The following is a 26679-nucleotide window of genomic DNA, read 5'->3' as shown; positions in this document are numbered from 1 at the left end:
GGTTGAGAGCGACCAGGAAATTCCGCCCCAGGGTCACCGGTTCCCCGGGGCCCTCAGGGGACAGCGCTGCGGATCCGGTCGAGGATCGCGTCCAGCATGGCGGTCTGCTGCTCCGCCGAGGCACTGTGCGGGTACAGCGCCGCCTGGCTGCTCAGCCCGTCGTTCAGGACGTGCAGCTCGTGCACGACCGCCTCGACGTCGACCTCCGGCCGCAGCTCCCCCTGCTCGTACGCCTGCGCGAGACGGACGCGTAGCTTGCCGCGGAACCCATCCAGTTCGCCGGCGTACACGTCGATCAGCCGGGAATTGCCGACCGCCTGCCCCCAGAAGCTCACCTCGACGACGGCCAGGAACCGGCGCCGCTCGTCCAGCGGCAAGCACTCGAGCATGTACTGGCGGACCGAGGCCAGGCCGGTCAGCTCCGGGTCCAGCCGGGCGTGCACCTCGGCGTGCGCCGCGAGCATCGCCGAGGCCATGAGCTCGGCCTTGTCGGCGAAGTAGTGCGCCAGCACCCCGCTGGAGCAGCCGGCCTCCCGGGCGATGCCGCGGGTGGTCGCGCTGGCGATGCCCTCCCGCGCGATCACCCGCCAGGTCGCCTCGATCAGCGACCGCCGGCGTTCGTCGTGGTCGACGATCTTCGGCACCCGTGCATCCTCCTGTCCCGACGGAGCGACGACGGTCAGCTCAGGGCCGGCCAGCGGTCCACCAGCCCGAGGCGCTGCTCGAGCACGTGGGCGACCTGGAGGACGTCGATGTCCTGGTTGCGCCGGCCGACGATCTGCAGGCCGACTGGCAGCCCTGCCTCGGTCCAGCCGCAGGGGATGGAGATCGCCGGCTGCCCGGTCAGGTTGAACGGGTTGAGCAGGAACGAGCGCCCCCGGGCGCCCAGCCGCACACCGTCGATCTCCTGCGGCCCGGGGCCCGGCTCCGCGGACCAGGCCTCCAGCGGCATGGCCGGCGTGACGAGGAGGTCGATCTCCTCGAACAGGGTCCGGGCGGCGTCGTAGAGGCGGCCCCGCTGGATCTCGGCCGCCTTGAGGTCGACCGCCGAATGCGACCTGCCGTACTCGATCAGCCGCTTCAGGTCGTCCTCGAGCCAGTCCGGCTCCCGGTCGGCGAGCGGCCCGACGCCCACGGCGAGGCCGCTGGAGTAGATGACCCGGTGGAAGCGGCTGGGGTCCTCCCAGCCGGGGGCCTTCTCCTCGACCGAACCGCCGAGCTCCTCCAGCACGGAGACCGCCTCGGCGACGATCTGCACCACCTCCGCGCTGACCGCGCCGTACCCCAGGTCCGGGCTCCAGCGGATCCTCCGGCCGGCGAGCGGCCGGTGGGACTCCGGCAGCGGCACGAACTCCCCCATCTCGCTGGTGAGCGAGAGGGGGTCGCGGTCGTCGTTCCCCGCCATCACCGACGTCATGAGGGCGGCATCCGCCACCGTGCGGGTCAGCGGTCCCATGTGGGTGCGGTGCGCCCAGTACTCGCGGATCGGGTGCACCGGGATGCGCCCGAACGAGGGCTTGAAGCCCACGACTCCGCACAGCGCCGCGGGGATGCGGATGGAGCCCGCCCCGTCCGACCCCTGCGCCAGCGGGCCCATCCCGGCGGCGACGGCGGCGGCGGCGCCACCGGAGGACGCCCCGGTCGTCCGGGAGGTGTCCCACGGGTTCACGGTCGTCTCGGCGACCAGGTTGTCGGCCATGTCCTTCCAGCCGAAGGCCGGGGTGTTGGTCTTGCCGAGCAGCACGCCACCGCTGGAGCGGAGCCGGCCCGCGACGACGCTGTCGGTGTCGGGCACGTTGTCCGCGAAGAACCGGGTCCCCTGCGTGGTGCGGATGCCCGCGGTGTTCTCCAGGTCCTTGATCGAGTACGGGATCCCGTCCATGGGGCTGATCCGCTCGCCGCGGGAAGCGCGCTCGGTGGCCGAGGCCGCCTCTGCGCGCGCGAGATCGGCGGTGACGGTGATGAACGCGTGCACCTTCGGCTCGACGGCGTCCATCCGGCCGAGCACGGAGTCGAGGATCTCGGTCGGCGAGACCTCCTTCGCCTGGATCATCCGGGCCAGGTCCGTCGCCGGCGTCGCCCACAGCTGGTCGTGGCTCACGTGCACTCCTGTCGTCGTGCCGCGCGGCTACCGGGCGGCTGGGTGGGTGGGCTGCTCCGCAGCTGGGTCGAATGCCTCAGTCGGTGGTGGGGCGCAGCAGCGTCAGCTGCGCCGCGGCCGCGATCGCCGTCCAGTCGTAGCGCATGGGGACCGTCTCGCCGGCCGCCCAGATGCGGTGCTGGTCCAGGTAGTGCGGGTCGTCCGGATCGCCGGACGCCCCCGTGAGGACCACCCAGGAGCTGTCGTCCCAGGCGCCGACGTCGAACACGTAGCGCGCCACCGCCCCGTAGACGGCCCGCGTGCCCGTCGACGAGTAGCAGCCGTTGGCGAGCACGGTCTCGTTGTCCCCGCCCACGTGCGCGCCGGGCGGGTTCAGCCGGCCGGCCTCGGCGGGGAACGCGCCGGCCAGGGGATGGGTGAACGCGACCGGGTGCCGCTCCGCCCACGGCGCGCCGTCCACCGCGTCCACCGCGCGGCGCAGCGCCTCCACCGCGGCCTGCGCCCAGGTCCAGCCGCCCAGCAGTGAGGTGTCGTCGGCCCGGACCAGCCCGGGGAGAGCCCACCAGAGCTGGTTGCCGGCGTCCACGCCGGGCTGCATCGGGACGACGACCGGATCGCCCGCAACCCCGCTCAGCCCGGACCGCTCGGTCAGCACCCCGGCCAGCGCCCAGCGGAAGGCCGTGTACGCGGTGGCGGCCACCGAGTCCGCGGCCATCCGGGCGTCCCAGTCGACGACGAGGTCCCGCAGCTCCGCGCACCGCGGGTCCGGCACGTCGACCGCGGCGAGCACCCGCTGGAACAGCGGCGCGCTGAGGCTCTGCACGTCGGAGGAGATCGCCCGCATGTCCTCGGCCGTGGCCTGCGGCAGCTCCGACAGCCGGTCCTCGACGCGGCGGGCGCGGTAGGAGGGGTGGCAGTCGGTCATGAGGTAGTCGCCGTCGGCGGAGTCCGCGACCACCCGGTTGTTCGCCGTGGCGAGGTACCCCCGGGGCGGGTCGAACGTCCGGGGCATCGCCTCGAACGGGATCATGCCGTCCCAGTCGTGCTCCCCCGTCCAGCCCGGCACCGGCAGCCAGCCGTTGATCCGGGGCCGCCGGGGGACGACGGCGCGGACGAGGTGCCCGATGCTGCCCGACGTGTCCGCGGCCACGAGGTTGTGGTCGATCAGCCCCCAGCCCTCGCAGGCCTCGAACAGCCCGGCTGCGGTCCGCGACCGGAGCATCGGCAGCAGGCAGTCGAACGACCGGTCGGTCTCGGCGAACTGCATCGACCGCAGGGTGAGCGCGGCGCCCTGCGCGGGATCGCCGGCGACGACCGGGCCGTGGTGGGTCTCGACGACCTGGACGTCGACCGGATCGGCGCCCGCCACGAGGACGCGTTCGGTGCGGACGCTCGTGGAACGCCAGCCGTCCCGGAACCGGTACTGGCCGGCATCGGGTGAGAACAGGTCGACGTACAGGTCGTGGAGGTCGGCGAAGGCGTGCGTCACCGACCAGGCCACGGAGCCGTTGTGCGCGAAGTGGGGGAAGCCCGGCACCCCCGGGACGGTCAGGCCGATGGCGTCGAAGTCGTCGCAGGCCAGGTGGGCCTGGGTGTACATCCCGGGCATGTCGAAGGCGCGGTGCGGGTCACCGGCGAGCAGGGGCCGTCCGGAGGCGGTCCGCGCGCCGGACACCGCCCAGTTGTTGCTGCCTCCCCCGGTGGCGTCGGCATCCGCCAGCGCGGCCATGGCCTCGAGGGCCGGGGCCAGGTCCTCGAGGCTGGCGACCCAGCGCTCGGCGTCGGCACCGGGCGGGATGCAAAGCCGGTCGGAGCCGCCGTCGTCGTACCGCAGCACGCCGACCTGGTCGGGGCCGACGGCCCGCACCGCCGCGGCCCGCCAGAGCTTAAACCAGACCGAGCCCATGAGGTAGCCCCGCTGCCGCATCGCCGCGATGCTGTGCCACGGCTCCCAGGCCTCCGGCTCGACACCGAGCAGCCCGTACTCCATCGGCAGCCGGTCCAGGCCGGCGAGGTGGGCGTTCACCCCTGCCGCGTAGGCGGTGAGCATCGCCTCCGTCTCGTCGTTCGCGACGTCGAGGTCGCGTCGGCAGGCCGCGACCACCCCGAGCCGTCGGGCGAGGGTGTCGGCCGGCACGCCCGTGGGCCCCACCCACTCGGCCCAGCGGCCCTCCATCTTGCGGCGGGCCGCGTCCATCTGGAACAGCCGGTCCTGGGCGTGGACGTACCCCTGCGCGAAGAAGGCGTCGTCGGAGGACCGCGCGCGGACGTGCGGGATGCCCCACTCGTCCCGGTGCACCTCGACGTCGTCGGTCAGGCCGGCCAGGTGGACCGTGCTCCCGGGATCGCTGCTCATGGTCGCTCCGCTCGGTCGGGCCGGTGGTCGTCGAGGAAGGCGAGGGTGGAGTCCAGGTCCCGGAGGCCGGCGTCGGAGCCGAGGCCACCGGCGGTGAGGGTGCCCGAGGCGATGCCCAGCCAGGCGGCGTCCTCCAGCGACCGGCCGAGGGTGAGCCCGCGGATCACCCCGGCGCAGAAGGCGTCGCCGCAGCCGGTGGAGTCGACGACGTCCCCGGGGATGGCCGGCAGGGAGAACTCGCCCTCGGCGCTGACGCCGAAGCACCCGTCGGCGTCCAGCTTCACGATGACGGCCCGCGCGCCGAGGTCCAGCAGCGCCCGGGCGCCGTCCTGGGGCGAGGAGAGGCCGGTCAGCCGCGCGACCTCGTCCCGGTTGGGCATGAAGACGTCGACGTGCGGCAGCGACGCGGCGAAGGTGGCGAGCGCATCCGTGCGCTTCACGCCGAGGCAGTCGGCCGTCGTGATGGCGCCGTGCGCCCGGGCGTGGGAGAGCAGCTCGCGGGACGGGTCGCCGTCGAGCCCCGGCAGCGCCGAGACCCCGCCGTAGTGCAGGACGTCGACGTCGGCGAGGGCGTCCCAGGGCAGGTCGTCCCGCCCCAGTTCGGCGTTCGCGCCCCGCACGTGCCAGGCGGGGCGGACGCCGGCGCTGCTGATCGGGAGCATCGTGGCCGAGGTCGGCAGCCCCGGCTTTACCACCAGGCCGCTCGCATCGACGCCCTCCTGCTGCAGCAGGGTGCGCACGAAGGCCCCCACGTTGTCCGCTCCCACGGCGCCCACGGCCAGCACGTCGGCACCCAGGCGGGCGAGGTCGACCGCCGTCCCCCCGGCCGTGCCGGCCACCGTCATCCGGATCTCGTCGATGACCACGGCGGACTGGGTCGTGGGCAGGACGTCGATCGCCCGGCCCAGGACGTCGAGGATGTAGATGCCCACGCAGGCGATCCGCGGCGGCCGCTCCTCGGCGGGCACCGTGCCGCTCACTTGATCGCCAGGGCGTTGGCCGGGGACCCGATCCCGCCGGGCACATGGAGCGGCGCGCTGCAGAGCAGGAACTCGTACCGCCCGTCCGCGGCGCAGTCCGCGGCGAGGTCGTCGAGCGCCCACAGCTCGCCGATCGCCAGCCCGAACTGACCGATGAGGACGTTGTGCAGGAAGCCGAAGGGGGCCGCCTCGGGACGGGGGTCCGGCGGCCACACCTCGAGCGCCGGCGCGTCACTGGCGAACGCGGCCGCGCCGCTGTCCCACACGTAGCGGGCCATCGCCTCGCTGTGGTCGATGCCGGCGGCGGTCAGCCGCCCACGGGACATGGCCTGCCGCGCTCTGTCGTCCTGACCCCGGTACCAGTCCACGAAGCCGGTGCGCACCAGCACGACGTCGCCCGGCCGGAACTCCACACCGGCCTGGGCCCGCGCCAGCTCGAGGTCCTCGACCGTCAGGGCCGTGCTGCTGCCCGGGTCGAGGGGCCGCCCCGCCGCGGCGAGCGCGCGGGCGACGTCGAGCAGGACGCCGCGGCCGGCGATGCCGCGCTGCGCCCACGCCTCGATGCCGTTGCGGCCCTCGCGCGCGATCTCGTCGGCGGTGACCCCCTGGTAGAACACGTCGGGCCGGTACGCCACGTGGGACAGCGCGTCCCACTGGCTGGAGGCCTGCGGGTAGTAGTTGTCGTAGACGTCGTCGAAGCCGGTGCCACCGGGGCTGGGCAGCCGCGTGTGCCGGATCGCGCCGCGGCCGTACAGCGGCGGGTCGAACAGGTCCTGCGGGGCGTTCAGCGGGAAGACCGCGCCGCGGACGACGGACCGCGCGGCCGCAGCGACCGCCTCGGGCGACTGCAGGTTCATCCGGCCGACGGCGTCGCCCGCGCCGAAGACGCCCCAGCCGACCGGCGCGCCGGCCTCGTCCCGGGGCAGGTCGTCGTACGCCGGGATCCCGCCGCTCATCGCGTTGTCCCGGCTGCGGCGCCGTACCGGCGGCGGGCGGACTCCGACGCGACCTGGCCGAGCTCCTCGTCGGTCAGGATGCGCGGGGCGCCGAAGCCGCTGGCGGCCAGGTGCACGTCGGCCAGCCACTCGACGAGCTGGGCCCGCTCGTAGGCCTCGGCCAGATCGCGGCCGTAGGTGATCGCCCCGTGGTTCTGCAGGAGGACCGCCGTCCGCCCCTCCAGGCCCGCGACGGCCGCCCGGGCCAGCTCGTCGGAGCCGAACCGCTCGTACGGCGCGACGCGGATGGTCGGGCCGCCCCCGGCCCGCAGGATCGAGTAGTGGACCGCCGGCAGCTCGTCCACCACGGTCGACGCCGCCACCGCCCGCGGCGAGTGGGTGTGCACGACCGCCGCTGCCGTCGTCGTCCGGTAGACCGACAGGTGCATGGGCGTCTCCGACGAGACCCGGCCCTCACCCCCGACGTGCTCCCCGTCCAACGTCACGAAGCAGATCGACTCGGGCGTGACCTCGTCGTAGCGGATCTGGGACGGCGTGATGGCGACGACGTCGTCCAGGCGCACGCTCAGGTTCCCGGCCGGGCCGACCGCGAGGCCGTCGGGGTTCATCCGCCGGCCGTACCGCACCAGGCTCTCCGCGGCCGCGTGCCACCGGGCGTCGTCCATCCCCGTCAGCCCCGGAGGCGGGCGAGCTCGGCGAACGCGTCGTCGGTCCGCTCGAGGGCCAGGTCGATGTCGTCGGCGGTGTGGGCGGCGCTGAGGAACCAGTTGTGCACCGGGTGCAGGTACACCCCGCGCTTGACGGCCTCGTTGGTCCAGGTCCGCGCCATCGTGGAGGCGGCGTCGTCGTCCAGGAAGCGCAGCAGGGGCATCTGGACGGGGCCGGTCTGCGAGGTGGCGAAGCCGTGGGCGGCGGACTGGGCGGCCAGGCCGTCGCGCAGCCGCTGACCCGAGGCGGCCATCCGGGCCATTGCGTCGGTGTCCCGCAGCTGGGTGAGCGTGGCGATCGACGCCGCCATGGACACCGCCGAGTACCAGAAGGAGCCGGTGACGTAGATGCTCGAGGCCGCCGCGCGGAGCGGGTCGCGCCCGGTGATCGCGGCGAGGGAGTACCCGTTGGCGATCGCCTTCGACCAGGCGGAGAGGTCGGGCCGGACCCCCAGCGGCTCCCAGCTGCCGCCGAGGTCCAGGCGGAACCCGCAGCGCACGTCGTCGAGGATCATGACCGCGCCCGTGCGGTCGCAGGCGGCCCGGATCGCGCGGGCGAACTCGACGGTGGCCATCTCCTGGTCGCGGGCGAGCTCCTGGCGCACCGGCGAGACGATGACGCCGGCGAGGTCGTCGCCGGCCTCGGCGACCGCGGCCTCCAGCGAGGCGACGTCGTTGTAGTCGAAGTAGCCCAGGTGCGCCCGGTCCTCGGGGAGGACACCGCCCGGCCGAGGCGTGCACCACGGGATCGCGCCGTGGTACGCCCCGGTGGCGAGGAGCACCTTGCGCCGTCCGGTGGACGCCCGGGCGATGCTGACGCACGCGGTGGTGGCGTCTGTGCCGTTCTTCGCCAGCATCGCCCAGTCCGCGTGCGGGACCAGCTCCACCAGCAGCTCCGCGAGATCCACCATCACCGGGGAGGGGCCGTCGAGCAGGTCCCCGACGTCCAGCTGCGCGCGGACCGCCGCCTCGACGACCGGGTCCTTGCGTCCCAGGACGACCGGCCCCCAGCCGCACATGAAGTCGAGGTACTCGTTGCCGTCGGCGTCCCACACCCGGCTGCCCTCGCCGCGGGTCATGAACTGCGGATAGGCGTCGGGCAGGCCCGCCGCGTTCATGTGGCCGTACATGCCACCGGGGATCACCGCACCGGCCCGAGCGCGGAGGGCCGCGTCCACCGTGCGCGTGGGGAGTAGCTGCGTCATCTCGTCGACTCTTCCGCTCGAGTGGCGCCCGGAACTGCGGCGCAGGCCGGACCGCTTTTTTTCTATCAGTTGTCCGATAAACGCACCAGGCTCCGCGGCCCCCGGGATCAGACGGCGACGGCCGCGCCGATCAGTGACCGGGCGTCCGCTGCCCCCCGCGGCGGGCCGTCGGCCGGGAAGTCGATCAGGTGGGCGTGCCCGAAGCCGGCGGGGTCCGGCCGCGCCGTCTCCACCCGGTGCCCGCGTTCCTCCAGGCCGGGACGCCACGACGCGGGGGCGTGCGCCTCGATCCGGACGCGGTGCCCGGCGGGCTGCTCCCACACGTTGAAGTTCGTGCCGCCCTCGGTGCCCAGCACCCACCGCGGAGCGCCGATGACCGCGGCCGGGTCGTCGCCCGTGACGAGCAGCCGGGCGAGCAGCTGCAGGACGAGCTGGGTCTGGGAGTCCCCGCCCATGGTCCCCAGCAGCGCGCGCAGCGACCCGTTGGGACGGGTCACGAGAGTGGGCGACAGCGTGTGCGGCGGCCGCCGTCCCGGGCCGTACTCGGCCGGGTGCCCGGGCTCCAGGCTGAAGCCGATGCCGCGGTTGTGCAGCAGCACCCCGGTGCCGGGCACCGCCACGTGGCAGCCGAACTCCTTGGCGTTGGACTGGATGAGGCTCACGCCCATGCCGTCGCCGTCGGTGGCGCACAGGTAGATCGTTCCGCCCCCGGCGTAGCGGTCGTCCCGGAGCACCGTCCTCTGGGGATCGACCATCGCGGCCCGTGCGTCCAGCCGGTCGGACGCGATCAGCTCGCGACCGTCCGCGCCCTCGAAGAGCCCCCGGGGGCGGTCGAGCCCGGCCAGTCGCGCCGCCTCCACGGTGAGGTGCGCCCAGGCGGGGTCGTCGGGATCGGCACCGAGGCCGGCGCGCTCGGCGATCCCGGCCCCGGCGAGCGCGAGGACGCCCGCCGAGTTCGGCGGCACGGTCCACACCCGGTGGCCCCAGACCTCGAGGACCAGGCCCTCCACCCAGTCCGCGAGCGGCCGGTCGAGGTCCTCGTGCAGGTACTCCCCCGCCCCCGCCTCCAGCAGCCGTTCGCCGAACTCCCCGCCGTAGAAGCCGGCGCGCCCCTCGGCGGCGATGGCCCGCAGCATGCGGGCGGGCCCGGGACGGCGGAGGGATTCCCCGGCCGCGACCCCCGCCTCGACGAGCTCGTCGCAGCCGGTCACCCCGGCCAGCTTCGGCAGCAGGAAGGCGAGCATGGGCGAGGTCGGGAAGCCCCTCTCGGCCAGCTCGACCGCCGGTGCCAGCACCTCGGCGAGCGGGAGCCGCCCGAGGCGGCCGTGCAGGGTCAGCCAGCCGTCGACGCACCCGGGGACCGGAGCGCTGCGGACGTCGCCCAGCGGCGGCATGGTGCGGTGGCCCTCGGCCCGCAGCCGGTCCGGATCCGCACCGCTCCCGGCCCGGCCGGACGCGTTCAGCACCAGCGGCTGCGCCGGACCGGTGCCCGGCCCGGCGACGAGGGCCATGAGATCACCGCCCATCCCGCACATGTGCGGAGTCGTCACGGTCAGCGCCGCGCTGGTCGCGATCGCCGCGTCCACGGCGTTCCCGCCGGCGCGCAGGACCGCGGTGCCGGCCTCCGAGGCCAGCCGGTCGACGCTGCAGACCAGCCCGTCAGGACCCTCGACGGTCTTCGTCTCCCACGTCACCGCACCCTCGCCGACGGCGCTACGAGCGGCCACGGGCGCTCGCGCTCGAACAGCGCCGCGACGGACAGCAGCAGCGGGTCGCTGTGCCGGGGCCCGACGATCTGCATCCCGATCGGCATTCCCCGCGGCGACAGCCCGGCCGGCACGCTGATCGCCGGCACGCCGGTGATGTTCATGCCCATCGTCAGCCGGCCGGTGTTGCCGAGGCCCTCGACGTCGATGTCGCCCGCGCGCTTGGGCCCCGGCCCCTCGGCGGCGTAGGGATCGTCCGGGTTGGTCGCGGCGAGGACCAGGTCGACGGACTCGAACAGGTCCGCGAAGGATTCGTTCAGCTGTTTGCGCAGGGGTCGACGGCCGCCGCATCGGCCATGCTGAACGTCTCCGAGCGGGCCATCAGCGCCGCGACCTCGTCGGTGAGCAGCTCGCGGATCTGCGGCCAGTACGCGTGCATGCCGTGCCACATGGTCGGCAGCGAGGCCCCGGACCAGATCGCGGCCATGTCCGGCACGGCGAACTCGACGTCGACCCGCCGCATGCCGGCCGCGGCGATCAGCGCCCCGGCGGCGTCCTCGATCGCGGCCACGACGTCGGGGTGCACGACCGTGCCGCCGAAGTCGGGGAGCACGGCGACCCGCAGGCCCGCGAGCTCGTGGGTGCCCAGCCCCGCCTCGAACCCGTCGACCCGCGGCAGGCTGAACGGATCGCGCGGGTGCGCCCCGTTGGCCACGTCGAGCCAGCGGGCGGTGTCCCGGACCGAGCGGGACAGGCAGCCCACCGTGGAGTGCAGCGGCTCGATCTGCGCGAACGGCGCGAACGGGATGGTGCGGAAACTGGTCTTGATGCCGACCAGCCCCGCGTAGCCGGCCGGGATGCGGATCGACCCGCCGCCGTCCGTGCCGGTGCCGATGGGCACGACTCCGCCGGCCACGGCGGCCGCGGTGCCCCCGCTGGACCCGCCCGGCGTCAGGTCCGGGTTCCACGGGTTGCGGGTGGTGCCGTGCAGCTTGGTGGAGGTGTAGCCGACCAGCCCGAACTCGCTGCTGGTCGTCTGCACCACGGGAATGGCGCCCCCGAGATCGCGGATGCGTTCCACGTGGACCGTGGTGAACGGCCCCGTCGTCCCCTCGAGCAGCTTGCTGCCCCGCGGGAACGGCCAGCCCTCGACCGGTTCCAGCTCCTTGACCGCGAACGGCACGCCGCCGAAGGGCGTGCCGACGTCGGCGTCCCGTGCCGCCGCCAGGGCGTTCTCGGCATCCACGTGGCAGACGGCGTTCAGCTCGCTGGCCTCGACGGCGTCGAGCACCGCCTGCACCGCCTCGACGGGGCTGATTTCCCGCGCCCGGAACGCGTCGACCAGCGAGCAGGCGTCCTGCAGCCAGGGCTCGGTCATGCGGAGCGCTCCCCGCTGGGGAGGGCTGCGCCGTAGACGGCCGGGCCGCTGTCATACGTCCCCCCGCCGCGGGCACGGTCGACGGCGACGGCCAGCGCCGCCAGGAACTCGTCGGCCACGTGCACGTGGAACGGGGAGACCATCAGGTGCAGCCCACCGGGCTGCCGGTTCGGGAACCAGCCCTGCTCGGCGAGGGCGTCGGCCACCACCTTCATGTCCAGGACGTCGCTGCCGAACTGGAACACGCAGAGGTCCGGCGTCGAGGTGATGGACAGGCCCTCGATCGCCTCGACCCCGGCCATCAGCCGCCGGGTCGCGTCGCGCACCTTGGTCGCCTGGCGCAGGTAGCCGTCCTCGCCGAGGTGCCGCAGCGCCGCCCAGGCCCCCGCGATGGGTGGCGCGGGCCGGGTGCCGGCGGCGGTCGGCGAGCCGTACAGCCCGCCGCCCCAGGCGCCGTCGTCGAACCACCACTGGGTCCGGTACTGCTCGACGTCGCGGTGCAGCAGCACGCTGGCGCCCTTGAAGGCGTAGCCGTACTTGTGCAGGTCGGCGCTGATGCTCGTGACGCCCTCGACCCGGAAGTCCCACGGCGGCACCGGCTCGCCCAGCCGCTCCCAGAAGGGCAGCATCATCCCGCCCAGGCAGGCGTCGACGTGGCAGAGCACCCCGGCCTCCCGGGCGATCGCCGCGACGTCGGCCACCGGGTCGATGACGCCGTACGGGTAGCAGGGGGCGCTGGCCACGACCATCGCGGTGTCGGGGCCCACCGCGGCGCGCATCTCCGCGACGTCGACCCGGAAGCCCTCGTCGACCGGCACCCGCACCTGCCGCATGTCCAGCAGGTGGCAGGCCTTGGCGAACGCCGGGTGGGCGGTGATCCCGGTGACCAGCACCGGGTCGGTGATGCCCTTCTTCCGGGCCGTCTCCCGCGCGACCAGGACCGACATGAAGATCGACTCGGTGCCGCCGCTGGTCAGGCCACCGGCGCCTGGGGTGCCGTGCAGCAGTCCGGCGACCATGTCCGCCGCCTCGCGCTCGAGGCGGGCCAGGCTCGGGAAGCGGACCGGGTTCAGGGCGTTCTCCGCCAGGTACTCGCGGCTGACCTCGGCGAGCAGCTCCTCGAGCTCGTCGTCGTCCGGGTGGAAGATCAGCCCGAAGATGCGGCCGTTGCGCCAGTCGGCGTCGTCGTGCCGGTTGGCGCGAAGCCGGGCGAGGACGTCAGCCCCGTCCGTGCTCTCGGCGGGCAGTTCGGCGGATGGTGCGGCGGACACGGTGCCTCCCCGGGTGTGGCGGCGGTCACCTCCGCCGTCCGGCGGACCCTATCCGCCGCAGCCCGCCGGCACCGGCCCGCCCGCCGTTATGGTCGGCCGGTGAAGATCCTGGTGCTGGGCGGTACGTCGTTCGTCGGACGCGCGATGGTCGAGGAGGCGCTGGCACGGGGCGACGAGCTCACCCTGTTCAGCCGCGGCCGCACCGGCACCGACCTGTTCCCCGACGTCGCCCGACTGGTCGGGGACCGGGAGACCGGCGACTACTCCGCCCTCCAGGGCACGGACTGGGACGCCGTCCTGGACGTGAGCGGCTACGTCCCCCGCCACGTGGCGCAGGCCGCCGACGCGCTCGCCGGATCCACCGGCCGCTACCTGTTCATCTCCACCGGTGCCGTCTACGACGGCCGCACGGAGGGCCCCCTGGACGAGACGGCGCCCCGCCGGGAGCCCGAGGTCGGCACCGAGCAGGTCGACGGGCGCACCTACGGCCCCCTGAAGGTGGCCTGCGAGGACGAGGCGCTGGCGCGCTACGGCGACCGGGCGACGCTCGTCCGCCCGGGGATCGTCGCCGGACCGCACGACCAGACCGACCGCTTCACCTGGTGGGCCCGCAAGGCCTCCCGCGGGGGGACGGTGCCGCTGCCCGGCCGCCCGGACCAGCCGGTGCAGGTCGTCGACAGCCGCGACCTCGCGCGCCTGGTCGTCACGCTGCTGCACGACGACCGGCCCGGGACCTTCAACGCCGTGGGCCCGGCCGAGCCGGTCACCCTCGCCGGGCTGGTGGAGGCGTGCGCGCGCGGGACCGGCGCGACCGTCGACGTCGTCCCGGTCGACCCCGCCCTCGCCGGCGGCGCGGTGCCCCTCGTGCTCCCCGACCCGCGCTTCGACGTCGGCATGCGCCGCAACGCCGACCTCGCCCGATCGGTCGGCCTCACAGCCACCCCGCTGGAGCAGACGGCGGCCGACGTCGTCGCCTGGGATCGCGGACGCGGCGAGCCGGCCCTGGCCGTCGACCTGCCGGCCGACCGGGACGAGGCCCTGCTGGCGGCCGCGGGGGCGTCGGGCCGCTGATGCGGACGCCTCCCGGCCCGGTGCCCGTGGCCGGCGGTACCGCCGAACTCCTCGCCGATGCCGACCGCGACGGGTCCTGGGTGCTGATGGTGAACGGCACCCCGCAGTCGCACGTCGACCTGGCCGACCCCACCCACCTGGAGTTCGAGTACGTCCGCCGGATCGGCCACGTGCTCGACCTCGCCGCGGCCGCGGGCGAGCCGCTGGACGTGGTCCACCTCGGCGGCGGCGCGCTCACCCTGCCTCGGTACGTCGCCACCACGCGGCCTGGCTCGCGCCAGCGCGTGGTCGAGATCGACCAGCCGCTCACCGACCTCGTCCGCGAGTACCTGCCGCTGCCGCGCAACGCCCGGGTGCGCGTCCGGGCCGCCGACGCCCGCGCCGCGCTGGTCACGCTGCACCCGGCCAGCGCCGACGTCGTCGTCACCGACGTGTTCGCCGGCGCGCGGACACCGGCGCACCTGACCACCGTCGAGTTCGCCCGCGAGGTGGCCCGGGTGCTCCGGCCCGGCGGCATCTACGCGGCCAACGTCGCCGACGGGCCACCGCTGCGCTTCGCCCGCGGGCAGGTCGCCACCCTGCGCCAGGTGTTCCGGCACGTGTGCCTGCTCGCCGAGCCGGGCACGATGCGCGGCCGCCGCTTCGGCAACCTGGTCGCCGTGGCGTCCGACGGCGAGCTGCCGCTGGCCGGCCTCAGCCGCGCCTGCGCACGCGATCCGATGCCCGCGCGGGTGGTCGACGGCGAGGACCTCGAGCGCTTCGCCGGGCGGGCCCTGCCGGTCTCCGACGCCGAGGCGCAGCCCTCACCCGAGCCGCCCGCGGGGGTCTTCGCCCGGTGAGGCCCCGCGGTGCGCGCTCAGCTCACCAGCTGTTGCCGCGGCTCAGACCGCGGACGGCGGGGCGCACGTCCACCAGGTAGACCACCGCGGCGATGACGGCCGGGAGCCCGAACAGACTCATCGCCCCGAACAGGTAGACGAAGACGGCCGCGAGCCCGGTGATGCCCGCCCACGCGGGCTTGGAGAGCTTCTCCGTCGCCACGAAGGCGGAGGCCGGGCGGATCAGCGCGTCGACGAACGCCCAGATGGTCAGCGCCTGGGCCGCCCAGTAGAGCGCCACGAACACCAGACCGTCGAACTCCGCCATGCGCCAGAGGGTACGCGCCGGAGGCGCTGCTCCCCGGACACGACAGGACCGCCCCCGGACGCGACAGGGCCCCGGAGCGCTCGCGCAGCTCCGGGGCCCTGGTTCGTGGGGTGGCGTGTCAGCCGTTGCGCTTGGCCGGCACAGCCGCCGGGTCGGTCCGCTTCGCGGTCCGGGCCCGGGTCACGCGCGCCGAGGTCGCCTTGGCGGACGAGGTGCCGGCAGCGGCACTGCTCTTCTTACCGGTCGCCTTCTTGGCGGGCTTCGGCGCCTCCACGGCGTCCTCGAGCTCGTCCTTGGTGGCGTCGGCGGCCTGCTCGACCGACGACTCGGCCTTGGCGGCCACCTTGCCGGCCTTGGCGGCGGTCTTCTGCGCGACCGAGGTGACCTCGTCCGAGGCCTCGGCCACGGCCTCGGCGGTCTCCTCGAGGATGTCCTCGAGCGCGTCCTCGACGGTGTCGACGGCCCGCTCGGCGCGACGCACGACCCGGCGGAAGCCGGGCTGGCGGCGGAGGTCCTCGACGACCTCGGCACCGCGCCCGGCCAGGGTCTCCAGGGTCGTGGTCGCCTGGGTGCGGGCGGTCTCGACCAGGTCGTTGACGGTGCTGCGGAGCGCGTCGGGACGGACGGCACCGGCCAGCTGCTGCGCCGTGGTGCGGGCGGTGGCGGCGGCCTCGGTGGCCCGGGTGCGGGCCTCGCGGACGGCGAGGTCGGTCTGGACCTGCGCCTCGCCCGGCAGGGCCACGATCGAGGAGGTGGCCTTGCTGCGGAACTGGTCGAGGACCGTCCTGGCGTGCGCGACGGCGAGGTCACCGGCGCCGACGACGGCGAGGATCGGGGTGCGGGCCTGCTCGGCCAGCGAGCGGCCCTGGGCGACGGCGATCTCGCCGTACTGCTTCACGGTCTGGGTGGTGGTCATGCCGACTCCTTGGTGGGGCGGGATGGTGGGTGCACGGGTGGGGATGCGGGTGCGGCCTGGGGAGCGGCCTCGCGCACCGCACTGGCCTGGTGCTCGCGGACGTAGGTCTCGTAGAGCTCCAGCAGCACGGCCTTGTGCCGTTCGGACAGCGCATCGTCCGAGCGGATCGCCGCCAGGGTGTCCGGGTTGCCGGAGCGCCGGTCGAGGATCCCGGCCTGCTCGTAGAGCGACTCGGCCGAGATCTTCAGGCCCCGGGCGATCGACGCGAGGATCTCCGCTGACGGCTTGCGGAGGCCTCGCTCCACCTGGGACAGGTAGGGGTTGCTGACGCCGGCGGTGCGGGCCAGCTCCCGCAGGGACACCTGGGCGGCGCTGCGCTGCTCGCGGATGTAGTTGCCCACCTGCGAACCGACGGCGGTCACATTGGTCGTCGAGGCGGTCGTGGCCTCGGCGACGGACTCCGCCACGCTGCCGGCGACGCGGTCCACCGTGGAGCGGACCGTGCTCACCTGCTCGCGAACGAAGTCTCCGGGTGTCTGCACGGATACGACACTAACCGCCGGTGCTAGCTCCTGCAAGCGGTACAGCTAGCACCAGGTGTCGGCCTGGTCACACCGCTCGCTGCAGGTCAGGGACGCACCGCGGCCGCCGCGCGCACGGCGCCCACCACCCCGCCACCTCCGTGCACCGGCTGCTGCAACCACGGGGCGAGCGGCTCGGCGGGCACGCCCAGCCGGCGCAGCCCGGCGGTGAGCGCGGGCATCCGGCCGCGGTCACCGCCGTCGTCGAGCTTGAGCGCCACCGCACCAGCCCCCGGCACGGCCGCGACGTGCACGCCGTCGGCACCGCCCTTGACCAGCAGACCGGGCACGGCCTGCATCAGGCCGGTGTCCTCGCGGCCGGTGCCGGCCACGAACCACGGCTCGGCCCGCATCGCGTCGGCGACCGCGCGCGCCCGCGAGCCGGCGTCGGCCTGGACCAGGGTGAGGAACCCGCGCGCCAGGCCGGTCGGCGAGAGCGCGTGCTGCGGCGCGCCGCACCCGTCCACGACGACAGCCGACACCGGCTCCCCGGCCGCCTCGCCCAGCCGCTCCTCGATGGCCCGCTGCAGCGGGTGGTCCCGGTCGAGGTAGCCCTCGACCGGCCAGCCGGCCGCCACGCAGGCGGCGAGCATCGCCGCGTGCTTGCCCGAGCAGTTCATCGCCAGGCGTTCCGGAGCCCGGCCGCCGGACAGCCACGCCACCCTGGTCGCCTCGTGCGACGGCAGCGCGGGCGGGCACCCGAGGTCCCCGGGCCCCAGACCGGCGCCGTCGAGGATCGCCGCGGCGCGCTCCCGGTGCCCGTCCTCGCCGGTGTGCGAACCGGCGCCGATGGCCAGTTCGGCTGCCGACCGGGGTTCCCAGCCGGCCGCGAGCAGTGCCGTCGCCTGCACCGGCTTGTTGGACGACCGCGGCAGGACCGGCCGGTCGACGGCGCCCGCGGCGAACAGCACGTCGCCGTCGGGCCCCAGCACCACCAGCGAGCCGCGGTGGACCGACTCCAGGAACCCCGACCGCTCGACCTCGACCAGGACCGGGTTGTCCGGCCAGTTGAAGGACCCCGTCCCCCTCACCCCTCGCACGCTCGGGATGAGCCTCCGGACGGGGCCGGAGATGCCCAGCGGTGTTGCACCGTTCCTATCGCCCTTCGTCGGCCAGCAGGGCGGCGACGTCGGCCTCGCCGTCGCGGTACCGGCGCCCCAGCTCGGCGGCGAGGGCGTCCATCACCTGCTGCACGCCGCGCCGCCGCTCCGACAGCCCGGCCTCGGCGGCAGCGAGCGCACGGGCGCCCTGCTCCAGCTTCGCGTCACTCAGCGCGGTGATCGAGGAGAGGTCGACCCCGGGGGTCAGCGCGTTGACCCACGACTCGTAGGCGTTCGGGTCGGCCGGCTGCACCGTCTGGTGCCGGCCCAGACCGTGCGCCGGCCCCCGGCCCTTCTCGGCCAGGATCTCCGGCAGGAGCTCCACCAGCGACCGGCCGTCGTGCTCGGCGCGGCGCTGCAGCTCGCGGCGCACGATGTCCAGGCGTCCCTGCAGGAGACGCCGGGTGTAGGAGAGGTTGACCTCCTCCTGCTCGGCCTGGCGGCGCAGGGTGCGCACCTCGGCCATGGACAGCCGGGTGGCGTCCTCGAGGAACGCGGGCTCCAGCAGCGCGTCGACGGCGGCGCCGCCGGCAGGACTGGTCGTGGCACTCACGGGTTGGCCTCCATCGGCTCGACGCTCCGAACGGCCGGGGCGTCGGCGGTCATCATCTCGTCACGCTCGCGGCATCGTCGCAGACCGGACCGCCCGGATCCGCTCCCGCGCCGCCGCCCGGGTGTCGTCGACCTCGGCGACGGCGTCGTCGGGATCGATCGCCGCGACCGAGCCGCCCACGGTCAGCGCGGCGTCGTGGGCCACCGACTGCTTGACCAGCGCCAGCGCGATGACGCCCAGCTCGTGGTGGCGCACGACGGTGCCGACCCGGCCCACCTCGCGGGTGCCGGCCAGTACCGGGGCGCCGGGCTCGGTCAGGTCCTCGCTGACGCCGTCCAGGTGCAGCAGCACCAGCCGGCGCGGCGGCCGGCCCAGGTTGTGCACCCGGGCGACGGTCTCCTGCCCGCGGTAGCACCCCTTGTCCAGGTGCACGGCGCTGGTCAGCCACTCCAGCTCGTTCGGGATCGTGCGGTGGTCGCTGTCCGCGCCCAGCCGGGGACGCCGCGCCTCGACGCGCAGCGCCTCGTAGGCCTGCACCCCCGCGAGGCGGGCGCCGGCGGCGAGCAGCCGGTCGGCGAGGCCGTCCACGGCGGTCCGGGGCACGACCAGGTCCACGACGAGCGCCGTGCCGTCGCCGATCGGGCGCATGCGCCGGGCGAAACCGCCGTCGGTCAGCGGCTGGACGGCGTACTCCGCAGCGGGCGCGGGCAGCCCCGCCGCGGTCAGCACGTCCAGCGCCCGCGGACCCACCAGGGAGAGCACCGCCTCCTGCCCGGTCCGCAGCTGCGGCTCGACCCGCAGCATGAACCGCATCCGCTCCAGGAAGGCGTGCAGCGCCACGCCCGTGGCCGGCTCGACGTCGACCCAGGTGCTGCCGGCCAGCTCGGCCAGCACCAGGTGGTGCTCGACGTGCCCGTTCGGGGAGAGCACCAGCGCCTCGCTGCCGGTGGCGTCGGCCAGCCGGTCGAGGTGCTGGCTGGTCAGGCTGTGCAGCCAGGACAGCCGGTCCGCGCCGGGGACGACGAGCACGTCGCGGTCGCTGCGGTCCACCAGCCCGGCGCCCTCGGCGAGCAGCCGCTGCTCGCGCAGCGGGTCCCCGTAGTGGGCGGCCACGGCGGGAGCGGCCTCGACCGGCTCATCGACGGCGACGGCGCCCGGGCGGGACAGCAGGGGTGAACTCATGGGGTCTCCGATCCAGCTCGATCACGGCAGGCGCGGCAGGTCCCGGACAAGGCGACGTGCCCCACGTCCACGGTGAAACCCAGATCGGCGGCCAGACGTTCCGCGGCCCCGTCGAGCAGGTCGGGGGCGACCGAGTAGATCTCGCCGCAGGAGGCGCAGACGACGTGCAGGTGGGGGTGCTCGGAGGCGTGGTAGACCGGCGCCCCCTTGCCCAGATGGGTGTGCCAGACGAAGCCGAGGCGCTCGAGCAACTCCAGGTTGCGGTAGACCGTCGAGGCGTCCGGCGCCGACCCACCGGGCCCCGCCTCCTCGCGCAACCGCGCCCCGATGGCCTCCGGGGTGGCGTGCTCCAGGGCCGCCACCGCCGCCAGCACCCGCCTGCGCTGCGGGGTCAACCGCAGGCCGCGCGCCCGCAGCCGCTCCGCCAGCGGGGCGCCCCCGTCGGTGGCGTGCCCGGGAGCGGTGTGCTCGTCGGCTCCGGCGTCGTGCCCCATGACGCGACCCTATGCCCGCCGTCGGGCAGTCTGGACCGGTGACCGAACAGCGCAGCGTCGCGATCTGGCGGGACGGCGCGGCCGTCGCCGTCCCGGCGGACGAGCCCGTCCTCACCGCCGCCGACCACGGCCTGGTCCGCGGGGACGGCGCCTTCGAGTCCGTCGCCGTGCTCGACGGGAGGACGCCGCACCTCGCCGCGCACCTCGCCCGGCTGGCCCGGTCCGCCGCGCTGCTGGAGATCCCTCCTCCCGGCGACGACGTCTGGCACGCCCTCGTCGACGCGGTCCTGGTGCGCTGGCGCGCAGAGACCGAGGGCGTGCTCCGCCTGTTCCTCACCCGCGGTCCGGGCGACGAGGCGCCACCCACCGCGCTCGCACTGCTGGCCCCCGTCCCCGCGGAGACCGTGCGCCAGCGCACCGCCGGCATCTCGGTGGTCAGCCTGTCGCTCGGGATCCCGGCGGACTTCCGGGCGCAGGCGCCGTGGCTGCTGGGCGGCGCGAAGACCCTGTCCTACGCGGTGAACATGGCCGCCTACCGGCACGCGCACCGGCTCGGCGCCGACGACGTCGTCCTCACGTCGCTGGAGGGGGAGCTGCTGGAGGGGCCGACGTCGACGGTCGTGTGGGCGGCCGGCGGCACGCTGCACACCCCGCCCACGGAGACCGGCATCCTGCCCGGCACCACGGTGGCCCGGCTGTTCGAGCGCGCCGAGGCCGACGGCTGGCCGACGGCACGGAGCCACGGCACCGTCGACGACCTGCACGCGGCCGACGCCGTCTGGCTGATGTCGGGCGTGCGCGGGGCCGCACCGGTGCACACGCTCGACGGCGTGCGCCGCGCCGACGCGGGGCTGACGGCCCGCGTGCGGGGTCTGCTCGCCCGGTAACCTGGGTCCAGGTGCGCCGGGAAGTCTGGTCGGCAGCGTCCCACCCGACCCCGCACGACACCGCACCTGGAGCCGCCCCCGTGAGCACGCCGCCGTCCCCCCGTCTCCTCGGTCGCGGTTCCTGGCGCGAGACGCAGCGCGTCGCCACCGTCCTGCGCCGCGAGACCGTCGGCGGCGCCCTCCTGCTGCTGGCTGCGCTGATCGCGATCGTCTGGGCCAACTCGCCGTGGGTCGAGACCTACGAGTCGCTGCGGGAGACCCGGGTGGGGCCGGCGTCCCTGCACCTGGACCTCACCCTGGGCACCTGGGCGGCCGACGGCCTGCTGGCGATCTTCTTCTTCGTCGCCGGCCTGGAGCTCAAGCGCGAGTTCGTCGCCGGCGACCTCCGCGAGCCCCGCCGCGCGGCGCTGCCGATCGCCGCGGCCGTCGGTGGGATGGCGGTGCCCGCCCTGTTCTTCGTGCTGCTGAACCTGGGGAGTCCCGGGGACGCGCTGCAGGGCTGGGCGATCCCGTCGGCCACCGACATCGCGTTCGCGCTCGCCGTCCTCGCCGTGATCAGCACGCACCTGCCCAGCGCGTTGCGCACCTTCCTGCTCACCCTGGCCGTGGTCGACGACCTGCTCGCCATCATGGTCATCGCGATCTTCTACACGGCCGCGCTGAACGTCCCGGCCCTCCTGCTCTCACTGGTGCCGCTGGCCGTCTTCGGCTTCCTCGTGCAGAGGCGCATCCGCTCCTGGTGGCTGCTGCTGCCGCTGGCGCTGCTCACCTGGGTGCTGATGCACGAGTCGGGCGTGCACGCGACGGTCGCCGGTGTCCTGCTGGCCTTCACCGTGCCGGTGGTGCGCAGCCAGTCCACTGGCGGACCCGACGCCGGGCCGGGCATGGCAGAGCACTTCGAGCACCTGATCCGGCCGATCTCGGCGGGGGTCGCCGTTCCGGTCTTCGCGTTCTTCTCCGCGGGGGTCGCCGTCGGCGGCGTCTCCGGGCTCAGCGAGTCCCTGGGCGACAGCATCGCGATCGGGATCGTGGTCGGGCTGGTCGCCGGCAAGGCGATCGGCATCACCGGGGCCACCTGGCTGGTCTCCCGCTTCACCCGGGCGCAGCTGGACGAGAACCTCGGCTGGCCGGACGTCGTCGGACTGGCGCTGCTCGGCGGGATGGGCTTCACCGTCTCCCTGCTGATCACCGAGCTCGCCTACGTCGACGATCCCGAGAGCTTCGAGCACGCGAAGGTCGGCATTCTCTTCGGGACCCTGCTCGCCGCCGCGCTCGCCGCCGTGATCCTGCGGCTGCGGAACCGCCGCTACAAGCAGATGTACGCCGCGGAGTCCCGCGACCTCGACCAGGACGGCATCCCCGACGCCTGGGACACCGTCGACGACCGCGCGGAGCACCGGCCCGATTGGGAGGGTGCACCGCCCCCCGGGAGCACCTACGCCGGCGCCCCGCTCGGGGACGAGGACCACGCTCCCCCGCCGGCCTACGAGACGGTCGACGACGAGGCCGAGCACGACCCGGACTGGAAGGGCACGCCCCCGCCGGGGCGGTCGGCCAGGCCGTTCGCCGACGGCTGACAAATTCTCGTTGCCGAGCCTCGACGGGCGACGTACTTTCGTCGTACACGAGAGAGGAGGTGGTCCGTAACTTTGCATAGCTACAGGACTCGTGAGGTGGCTGTCCGCTAGCCGCCGTCCAGATGGGCCGCCCGCTCGGACTCGCGTCCGAGCGACGGCAGATCGCCCGTCCGTCGTACGGCGGCGAGCGAGAACCGGACAGTCACCCGACCCCCGGGCCGCCGACCAATGTCCAGTCGGCCCGCGTGCAGCTTCCTTCCGGGGAAGCGCCGCGGAGCAGCCCGGGGGTTGTCCGTTCTCCAGGTAGTTTGCGATTCATGCACCTGGGCGGCCTGCCGGTCGAGACCGACGTCTCCTGCGGGGTCTGGATCTCCTCCGCCCGGCGGCGGGCGGAACCCCGAACCGTCGCCGCCCTCCTCCCCGAGACGTTCGAGGCCTACGCCCGGGTCTTCCACCCCGCGGTCAGCTACGCCGGGGACGACGACGTCGAGGTGCCCTGGGCCGAGGTGGCCGACTACAACGGCACCACCGTGCACCCGCTCATGCAGTGGCACACGATCACCGGCAGCTGGGACGCCCAGCCTTCCGAGGACCAGGCGATGGTCTGGGACGACGGCCCCCCGGAGGGGCACCTGCCGGTGCAGGTGGCCGCCCGGCTCGCCGGGGTCCTCGCCCGGCACACCGCGACCCCGGAGGACTGCGTGTTCGGCCGGTGGGACGGCTTCGGCTACGACCTCCCGGATCCCGGGACCCCGCCCCGGCTGCTGCTGCGCGGCGAGCACGACGTGGTGCTCGTCCGGGGAACCGTGGCCGACGCGACCCGGAACCTGGCTCCCGAGCCGCACGAGCAGAGCGCCAACCTCTGGTGGCCGGCCGACCACGCCTGGTGCGTGGCCACCGACCTCGACCTCACCAGCACCTACGTCGGCGCCACGATCGCCTGCATCGCCGAGCTGCTCGGCACGCCCGGCGTGGAGGCGCTGCCCGTCCGCCCGCCGGATCCGACCTCACTGGGATGCGACGACGTGAACCCGGTTCCCCCGGGGCGCTGAGACCTAGAGCTGGGCGAGTTCGGCCTCGAGGTCGTCGAGACCCAGCGAGCCCTGCGACAGCGCGGCCATGTGCCACGCCTTGAGGTCGAAGGCCGCACCCCGGGTCTGCTGGGCCTTCTCCCGGCCGGCCAGCCACGCCCGCTCCCCGAGCTTGTAGCTGATCGCCTGCCCGGGGATGCCCAGGTAGCGGACCAGCTCGCTGTCGAGGAACGCGAGCGCCGCACCGGAGTTCTCGCCCAGGAAGGCACGCGCCAGGTCCGGCGTCCACGGCTGCCCGCGGTGCTCGGCCAGCGCGCCCTCGGCGTCGTCGGGGATCGGCAGCTGCAGGTGCATGCCGATGTCGATGACCACCCGCACCGAGCGCAGCTGCTGGGCGTCGAGGAAGCCGAGCCGGGTGCCCGGGTCCGGGAAGTAGCCCAGTTCGTCCATGAACCGCTCGGCGTAGAGCGCCCAGCCCTCGACGTTGGCACCCACCGAGCCCACCGAGGTCTGGTAGGTGGAGAGCTCCTGCGCGACGTGGGCCCACTGCGCCAGCTGCAGGTGGTGGCCGGGAACGCCCTCGTGGTACCAGATCGACACCAGGTCCCAGAGCGGGAAGCGCGTCCGGCCCAGGGTGGGCAGCCAGGTGCGGCCCGGCCGGGAGAAGTCCTGCGAGGGGCGCGTGTAGTACGGCGCCGCGGCGCTGCCGGGGGGCGCGATCATCGCCTCGACCCGGCGCAGCGGCTCGGCGAGGTCGAAGTGGGTGCCGTCGAGCTCGAGGATCGCCTCGTCCATCATCGCCTGCAGCCGGACGCGAATCTCCTCCGCGCCCTCGACGGCGGGGCCGCTGGTGGCCAGCAGCCGCATCGCCTCCATCGGCGTCGCACCGGCCTGGACGCGGTCGGCCTCGAGCCGCTGCTCGGCCAGGATCCGCTTGTGCTCGGCCCAGCCCCAGGCGTAGGCCTCCTCGAGGCCCCGGTCGGGACCCAGGTCCGAGCCGGTCCACCGGCGCACCGCCATCGCGTACCGCTCGCGGCCGACGGCGTCGGGCACCCCCTCGGTGCGTGGGCCGTACTCGTCACGCAGGTGGTCGCGGATGTCGGCGACCGCACCGTCGGCGGCCGCCGCGGCGGCGAGCAGCTCCGACTGCAGGACCTCGGGACCCGACGCGACGAACGCGGTGAAGAACGGGCCGGCCAGCCACTCGTCGAGCTGCTGGACGACGGTGCGCACCTGGCGCGGGGCGACCAGCAGGTCGCGGCGCACCGCCTCCTCGAGCGTCTCCCGGTAGCCGCGGTAGGCCTCGGGCACGCGGGCGATGCGGCGGGCCACCACCGCCCAGTCCTCGTCGGTCGCCGTCGGCATCAGGGTGAAGACCTGGCGGACCGCGTGGATGGGCGAGAAGAGGATGTTCAGCGAGCGGAAACCCTCCCCCGCCCAGTGCGCGTCCAGCTCGGCGGTGAGCCGCTCGCGCAGCAGCCGGGCACACCGCCGCTCGACCGGGTCGTCGTCGAGCGCGGGGTTCTCGGCCAGCACCCGGTCGAGCTCGGCCAGCGTGCCGCGCACCAGCGCGACCTCGGCCTCCAGCCCCTCCGGGGAGAGGTCGGGCAGCCGGTCGTCGTCCGGACGGGCCCCGAGCTGGGTGGCGAGGATGGGGTCGAGCTCGCAGGCGGCGGCGACGTAGGCGTCGGCCACGTGCCTCGGGGTGGTGGGGCGGGTGGGCGCTTGCGTGGCGGGGCGGGTGGGCGATGGCGGCGTGGTGGGGACCGCGTCGGTCATCGGATCCGCTCCAGCCGGGCGGACATCGTCGGCCGCAGCGGCCCGTCCCCCACCGCGCGGTCGACGGCGTACATCAGCGCGCCCTCGACGATGCCGTAGAGCCGGACCGCGCGGGTCACCTCGGGGGCATCGGGCGTGCGGGCGACGACGTCGGTGGCCAGCTCCCAGCTCGTCATCGTGCGCGCGGCGCCGACGTAGATCTCCAGCACCCCGTCCGCACCGGCGACCAGCAGCTCGACGTCGTCACCGTTCCCGCGCGGCCGCCAGAAGCCCGTCTCGCGGAGATCGGGGCCGACGATCTGGCCGTCGTCGGTGAGCCGCCACGTGCGGGACTCGTAGGCCAGGAACCCGCGCCCGTCGTGGCTGAAGCGCACCCACTGGCCGAAGCGGAGGTCCTTGTCGGACCCCGCCGCAGCGCCGCTCAGGATGCCCTCGCCGTGCCACTCCCCCAGCAACGGCAGCACCGCCAGCAACTGGTCGGAGACCTCAGGACCGCTATGGACGTCGACGGTGTCGGGGACCGGCAGCTCGGTCGGCGCGCTCATCGCCGGCCCGCAGTCGGACGGCGGGACAGCCGTACGGCGCCGTAGCCGCAGGAGAGCGCGGCCAGCGCCGCCAGGGTGACGAGGACCCAGGCAGAAACCATGGGTGCCACGGTAGTGACGCCGGCCCGCCGCGGCCTCAGGCGGTCACCGGCACCCCGGCGACCGTCGCGTGCACCACCTCGTCCCACGGGGTCGCGGTCAGCCCGAAGGTGGCCGTCGTCGCGGGCGCGTCGCAGACGTAGTCCGCATCCCACTGGTGCCGGATGTCCACGACCTCCCGCATCATCGGCACGGCCAGTCCGACCGCCCGCAGCACCGGCCACGGGATCCCGCTGACCCGCGCGGGCGGGAGGGACATCGCCTCGGTGAGGTCCGTCAGCGCCTGGCGCTGGCTGCGCGGCGGCGTGGTGGGCACGTGCCAGGCCCGGCCCAGCGCCCGCTCGTCGGTGCCGAGGGTGGCCAGCGTGGCGGCGACATCGGGCAGGTACGCCCAGCTGCGGCGGACGTCCGGGTCGCCGACCACCCAGGCCCGGCGACCGGCGCGCAGGGCGGGCAGCTGCCGGACCAGGTGCGACTGGGCCGCGGGAACCTGCGGCCCGACGAAGTCCGCGGCCCGGGCCTCGGTCACCCGGACCCGGCCGGCCCCGTGCGCGGCCAGGGCGTCGGCCCACATCCGGTTGCGGACCCGGCCCTTGACGTCGGTGGCCGCGAGCGGCGTCTCCGGCGTCATCGGGCCCGAGGGCCGTCCGTAGCCGTACAGGTTCCCCATGGTCACCAGGACGGCCTCGGTGCGCTCGGCCGCGGTCAGCAGCGCCGCGGCGACGGGCGGCCAGTCGGTGGCCCAGCGGTGGTAGGCCGGGTTGACCGCGTTGTAGAGCACGTCGGCGCCGGCCGCCGCCCTGACCAGTGCGTCGGCGTCCCCGGCGTCCACCTGGCGGTGCTCGGCCGCGTCGGTGGAGACGCCGCCGCTGCGGGAGAGGACCCGCACCCGGTGCCCGCGGGCGGTCAGCTCCTCCGCGGTCGTCGTGCCGACCGGACCCTTGCCGACGATGACGTGCAGTGCCATGGCGATCTCCTCCGGAACATCGAGAGCGGTGCTCTCGTTCGGAAGCGATGCTCCAGCCGGACCCCTTGTCGTGTCAAGAGCGATGCTCTCT

The 26679-nt window shown here is 74.7% G+C and carries 26 protein-coding genes; 5 read left to right on the top strand and 21 right to left on the bottom strand.

Features of this window, described 5'->3' with window-relative positions; genetic code table 11:
* Positions 1-53: 53 nt before the first annotated feature.
* The 11 genes from RM425_RS02805 to RM425_RS02755 all read right to left on the bottom strand — a co-directional run bounded on the left by RM425_RS02805 (position 54) and on the right by RM425_RS02755 (position 12660).
* Positions 54-644: a TetR/AcrR family transcriptional regulator gene (locus RM425_RS02805; protein ID WP_311343662.1), complete on the bottom strand. Its 591-nt coding sequence runs from the start codon at positions 642-644 to the stop codon at positions 54-56.
* A 35-nt stretch (positions 645-679) separates the two neighbouring features.
* Positions 680-2101 carry an amidase gene (locus tag RM425_RS02800; protein ID WP_311343661.1) on the bottom strand — a complete coding sequence of 474 codons (1422 nt, stop codon included), beginning with the start codon at positions 2099-2101 and terminating at the stop codon, positions 680-682.
* 76 nt (positions 2102-2177) lie between these two features.
* Positions 2178-4457 carry a penicillin acylase family protein gene (locus tag RM425_RS02795; protein WP_311343660.1) on the bottom strand — a complete coding sequence of 760 codons (2280 nt, stop codon included), beginning with the start codon at positions 4455-4457 and terminating at the stop codon, positions 2178-2180.
* Complete coding sequence (locus RM425_RS02790; RefSeq protein WP_311343659.1) at positions 4454-5437, bottom strand: carbohydrate kinase family protein; 984 nt, start codon at positions 5435-5437, stop codon at positions 4454-4456. Before RM425_RS02790 ends, RM425_RS02795 begins: the two co-directional genes overlap by 4 nt.
* A complete protein-coding gene (locus tag RM425_RS02785) occupies positions 5434-6393 on the bottom strand; it encodes a cyclase family protein (RefSeq protein WP_311343658.1) in 960 nt (319 codons plus the stop codon). The genes RM425_RS02790 and RM425_RS02785 overlap by 4 nt, the downstream gene beginning before the upstream one ends.
* Entirely contained in the window at positions 6390-7058 is a 669-nt protein-coding gene (locus RM425_RS02780; RefSeq protein ID WP_311343657.1) for a class II aldolase/adducin family protein, read from the bottom strand. Before RM425_RS02780 ends, RM425_RS02785 begins: the two co-directional genes overlap by 4 nt.
* Positions 7059-7063: 5 nt before the next feature.
* On the bottom strand, positions 7064-8305 hold the full coding sequence (locus tag RM425_RS02775) for an aminotransferase class III-fold pyridoxal phosphate-dependent enzyme (protein ID WP_311343656.1): 1242 nt from the start codon (positions 8303-8305) through the stop codon (positions 7064-7066).
* A gap of 107 nt (positions 8306-8412) precedes the next feature.
* Complete coding sequence (locus RM425_RS02770; protein WP_311343655.1) at positions 8413-10032, bottom strand: gamma-glutamyltransferase family protein; 1620 nt, start codon at positions 10030-10032, stop codon at positions 8413-8415.
* Positions 9996-10292: an amidase family protein gene (locus RM425_RS02765; protein WP_311344021.1), complete on the bottom strand. Its 297-nt coding sequence runs from the start codon at positions 10290-10292 to the stop codon at positions 9996-9998. The genes RM425_RS02770 and RM425_RS02765 overlap by 37 nt, the downstream gene beginning before the upstream one ends.
* Positions 10293-10327: 35 nt before the next feature.
* Positions 10328-11389, bottom strand: coding sequence for an amidase (locus tag RM425_RS02760; RefSeq protein WP_311343654.1), 1062 nt, complete (start codon positions 11387-11389; stop codon positions 10328-10330).
* Complete coding sequence (locus RM425_RS02755; protein ID WP_311343653.1) at positions 11386-12660, bottom strand: pyridoxal phosphate-dependent decarboxylase family protein; 1275 nt, start codon at positions 12658-12660, stop codon at positions 11386-11388. Before RM425_RS02755 ends, RM425_RS02760 begins: the two co-directional genes overlap by 4 nt.
* Before the next feature lie 99 nt (positions 12661-12759).
* Between RM425_RS02755 and RM425_RS02750 the strand changes: the two genes are divergently transcribed.
* Both RM425_RS02750 and RM425_RS02745 read left to right on the top strand, forming a co-directional pair.
* The gene (locus RM425_RS02750; protein ID WP_311343652.1) at positions 12760-13731 is read left to right on the top strand and encodes an NAD-dependent epimerase/dehydratase family protein; all 972 of its coding nucleotides are present in this window, start codon (positions 12760-12762) and stop codon (positions 13729-13731) included.
* A complete protein-coding gene (locus RM425_RS02745) occupies positions 13731-14570 on the top strand; it encodes a spermidine synthase (protein ID WP_311343651.1) in 840 nt (279 codons plus the stop codon). The genes RM425_RS02750 and RM425_RS02745 overlap by 1 nt, the downstream gene beginning before the upstream one ends.
* A 22-nt stretch (positions 14571-14592) precedes the next feature.
* Here the strand turns inward: RM425_RS02745 and RM425_RS02740 are convergent, their stop codons facing one another.
* The 7 genes from RM425_RS02740 to RM425_RS02710 form a co-directional block, all read right to left on the bottom strand.
* Positions 14593-14877 carry a DUF2516 family protein gene (locus RM425_RS02740; protein ID WP_311343650.1) on the bottom strand — a complete coding sequence of 95 codons (285 nt, stop codon included), beginning with the start codon at positions 14875-14877 and terminating at the stop codon, positions 14593-14595.
* A gap of 118 nt (positions 14878-14995) precedes the next feature.
* Positions 14996-15793 (bottom strand): hypothetical protein, encoded by a 798-nt coding sequence (locus RM425_RS02735; RefSeq protein WP_311343649.1) that lies wholly within the window; start codon positions 15791-15793, stop codon positions 14996-14998.
* The gene (locus RM425_RS02730) at positions 15790-16335 is read right to left on the bottom strand and encodes a helix-turn-helix domain-containing protein (protein WP_311343648.1); all 546 of its coding nucleotides are present in this window, start codon (positions 16333-16335) and stop codon (positions 15790-15792) included. The genes RM425_RS02735 and RM425_RS02730 overlap by 4 nt, the downstream gene beginning before the upstream one ends.
* Before the next feature lie 86 nt (positions 16336-16421).
* The gene (locus tag RM425_RS02725; protein WP_311343647.1) at positions 16422-17405 is read right to left on the bottom strand and encodes an asparaginase; all 984 of its coding nucleotides are present in this window, start codon (positions 17403-17405) and stop codon (positions 16422-16424) included.
* Between the two features lie 64 nt (positions 17406-17469).
* The gene (locus RM425_RS02720) at positions 17470-18027 is read right to left on the bottom strand and encodes an RsiG family protein (RefSeq protein WP_311343646.1); all 558 of its coding nucleotides are present in this window, start codon (positions 18025-18027) and stop codon (positions 17470-17472) included.
* A gap of 60 nt (positions 18028-18087) precedes the next feature.
* Positions 18088-19209 carry a CAF17-like 4Fe-4S cluster assembly/insertion protein YgfZ gene (gene ygfZ / locus RM425_RS02715; protein WP_311343645.1) on the bottom strand — a complete coding sequence of 374 codons (1122 nt, stop codon included), beginning with the start codon at positions 19207-19209 and terminating at the stop codon, positions 18088-18090.
* Positions 19206-19703 (bottom strand): Fur family transcriptional regulator, encoded by a 498-nt coding sequence (locus RM425_RS02710; protein WP_311343644.1) that lies wholly within the window; start codon positions 19701-19703, stop codon positions 19206-19208. The genes ygfZ and RM425_RS02710 overlap by 4 nt, the downstream gene beginning before the upstream one ends.
* Before the next feature lie 38 nt (positions 19704-19741).
* On the opposite strand from RM425_RS02710, the gene RM425_RS02705 reads away from it, so the two are divergent.
* From RM425_RS02705 to RM425_RS02695, 3 genes are all read left to right on the top strand, one after another.
* A complete protein-coding gene (locus RM425_RS02705) occupies positions 19742-20590 on the top strand; it encodes an aminotransferase class IV (protein WP_311343643.1) in 849 nt (282 codons plus the stop codon).
* Between the two features lie 80 nt (positions 20591-20670).
* A complete protein-coding gene (gene nhaA, locus RM425_RS02700; RefSeq protein ID WP_311343642.1) occupies positions 20671-22167 on the top strand; it encodes a Na+/H+ antiporter NhaA in 1497 nt (498 codons plus the stop codon).
* A 317-nt stretch (positions 22168-22484) separates the two neighbouring features.
* Complete coding sequence (locus RM425_RS02695; protein ID WP_311343641.1) at positions 22485-23219, top strand: hypothetical protein; 735 nt, start codon at positions 22485-22487, stop codon at positions 23217-23219.
* Positions 23220-23222: 3 nt separating this feature from the next.
* On the opposite strand, the gene RM425_RS02690 is transcribed toward RM425_RS02695, so the two are convergent.
* The 3 genes from RM425_RS02690 to RM425_RS02680 form a co-directional block, all read right to left on the bottom strand.
* Positions 23223-24977 (bottom strand): DUF885 domain-containing protein, encoded by a 1755-nt coding sequence (locus RM425_RS02690; protein ID WP_311343640.1) that lies wholly within the window; start codon positions 24975-24977, stop codon positions 23223-23225.
* A complete protein-coding gene (locus RM425_RS02685; protein WP_311343639.1) occupies positions 24974-25522 on the bottom strand; it encodes an FABP family protein in 549 nt (182 codons plus the stop codon). Before RM425_RS02685 ends, RM425_RS02690 begins: the two co-directional genes overlap by 4 nt.
* Positions 25523-25658: 136 nt before the next feature.
* Positions 25659-26588 carry an NAD-dependent epimerase/dehydratase family protein gene (locus RM425_RS02680; RefSeq protein WP_311343638.1) on the bottom strand — a complete coding sequence of 310 codons (930 nt, stop codon included), beginning with the start codon at positions 26586-26588 and terminating at the stop codon, positions 25659-25661.
* Positions 26589-26679: the final 91 nt, after the last annotated feature.

Origin of the sequence: Blastococcus goldschmidtiae (genome assembly GCF_031845325.1) — a bacterium.
GTDB classification, from domain to species: Bacteria; Actinomycetota; Actinomycetes; order Mycobacteriales; family Geodermatophilaceae; genus Blastococcus; species Blastococcus goldschmidtiae.
Note: the sequence above shows the minus strand (reverse complement) of the source record. Positions and strands in the feature narration are given on the sequence as shown.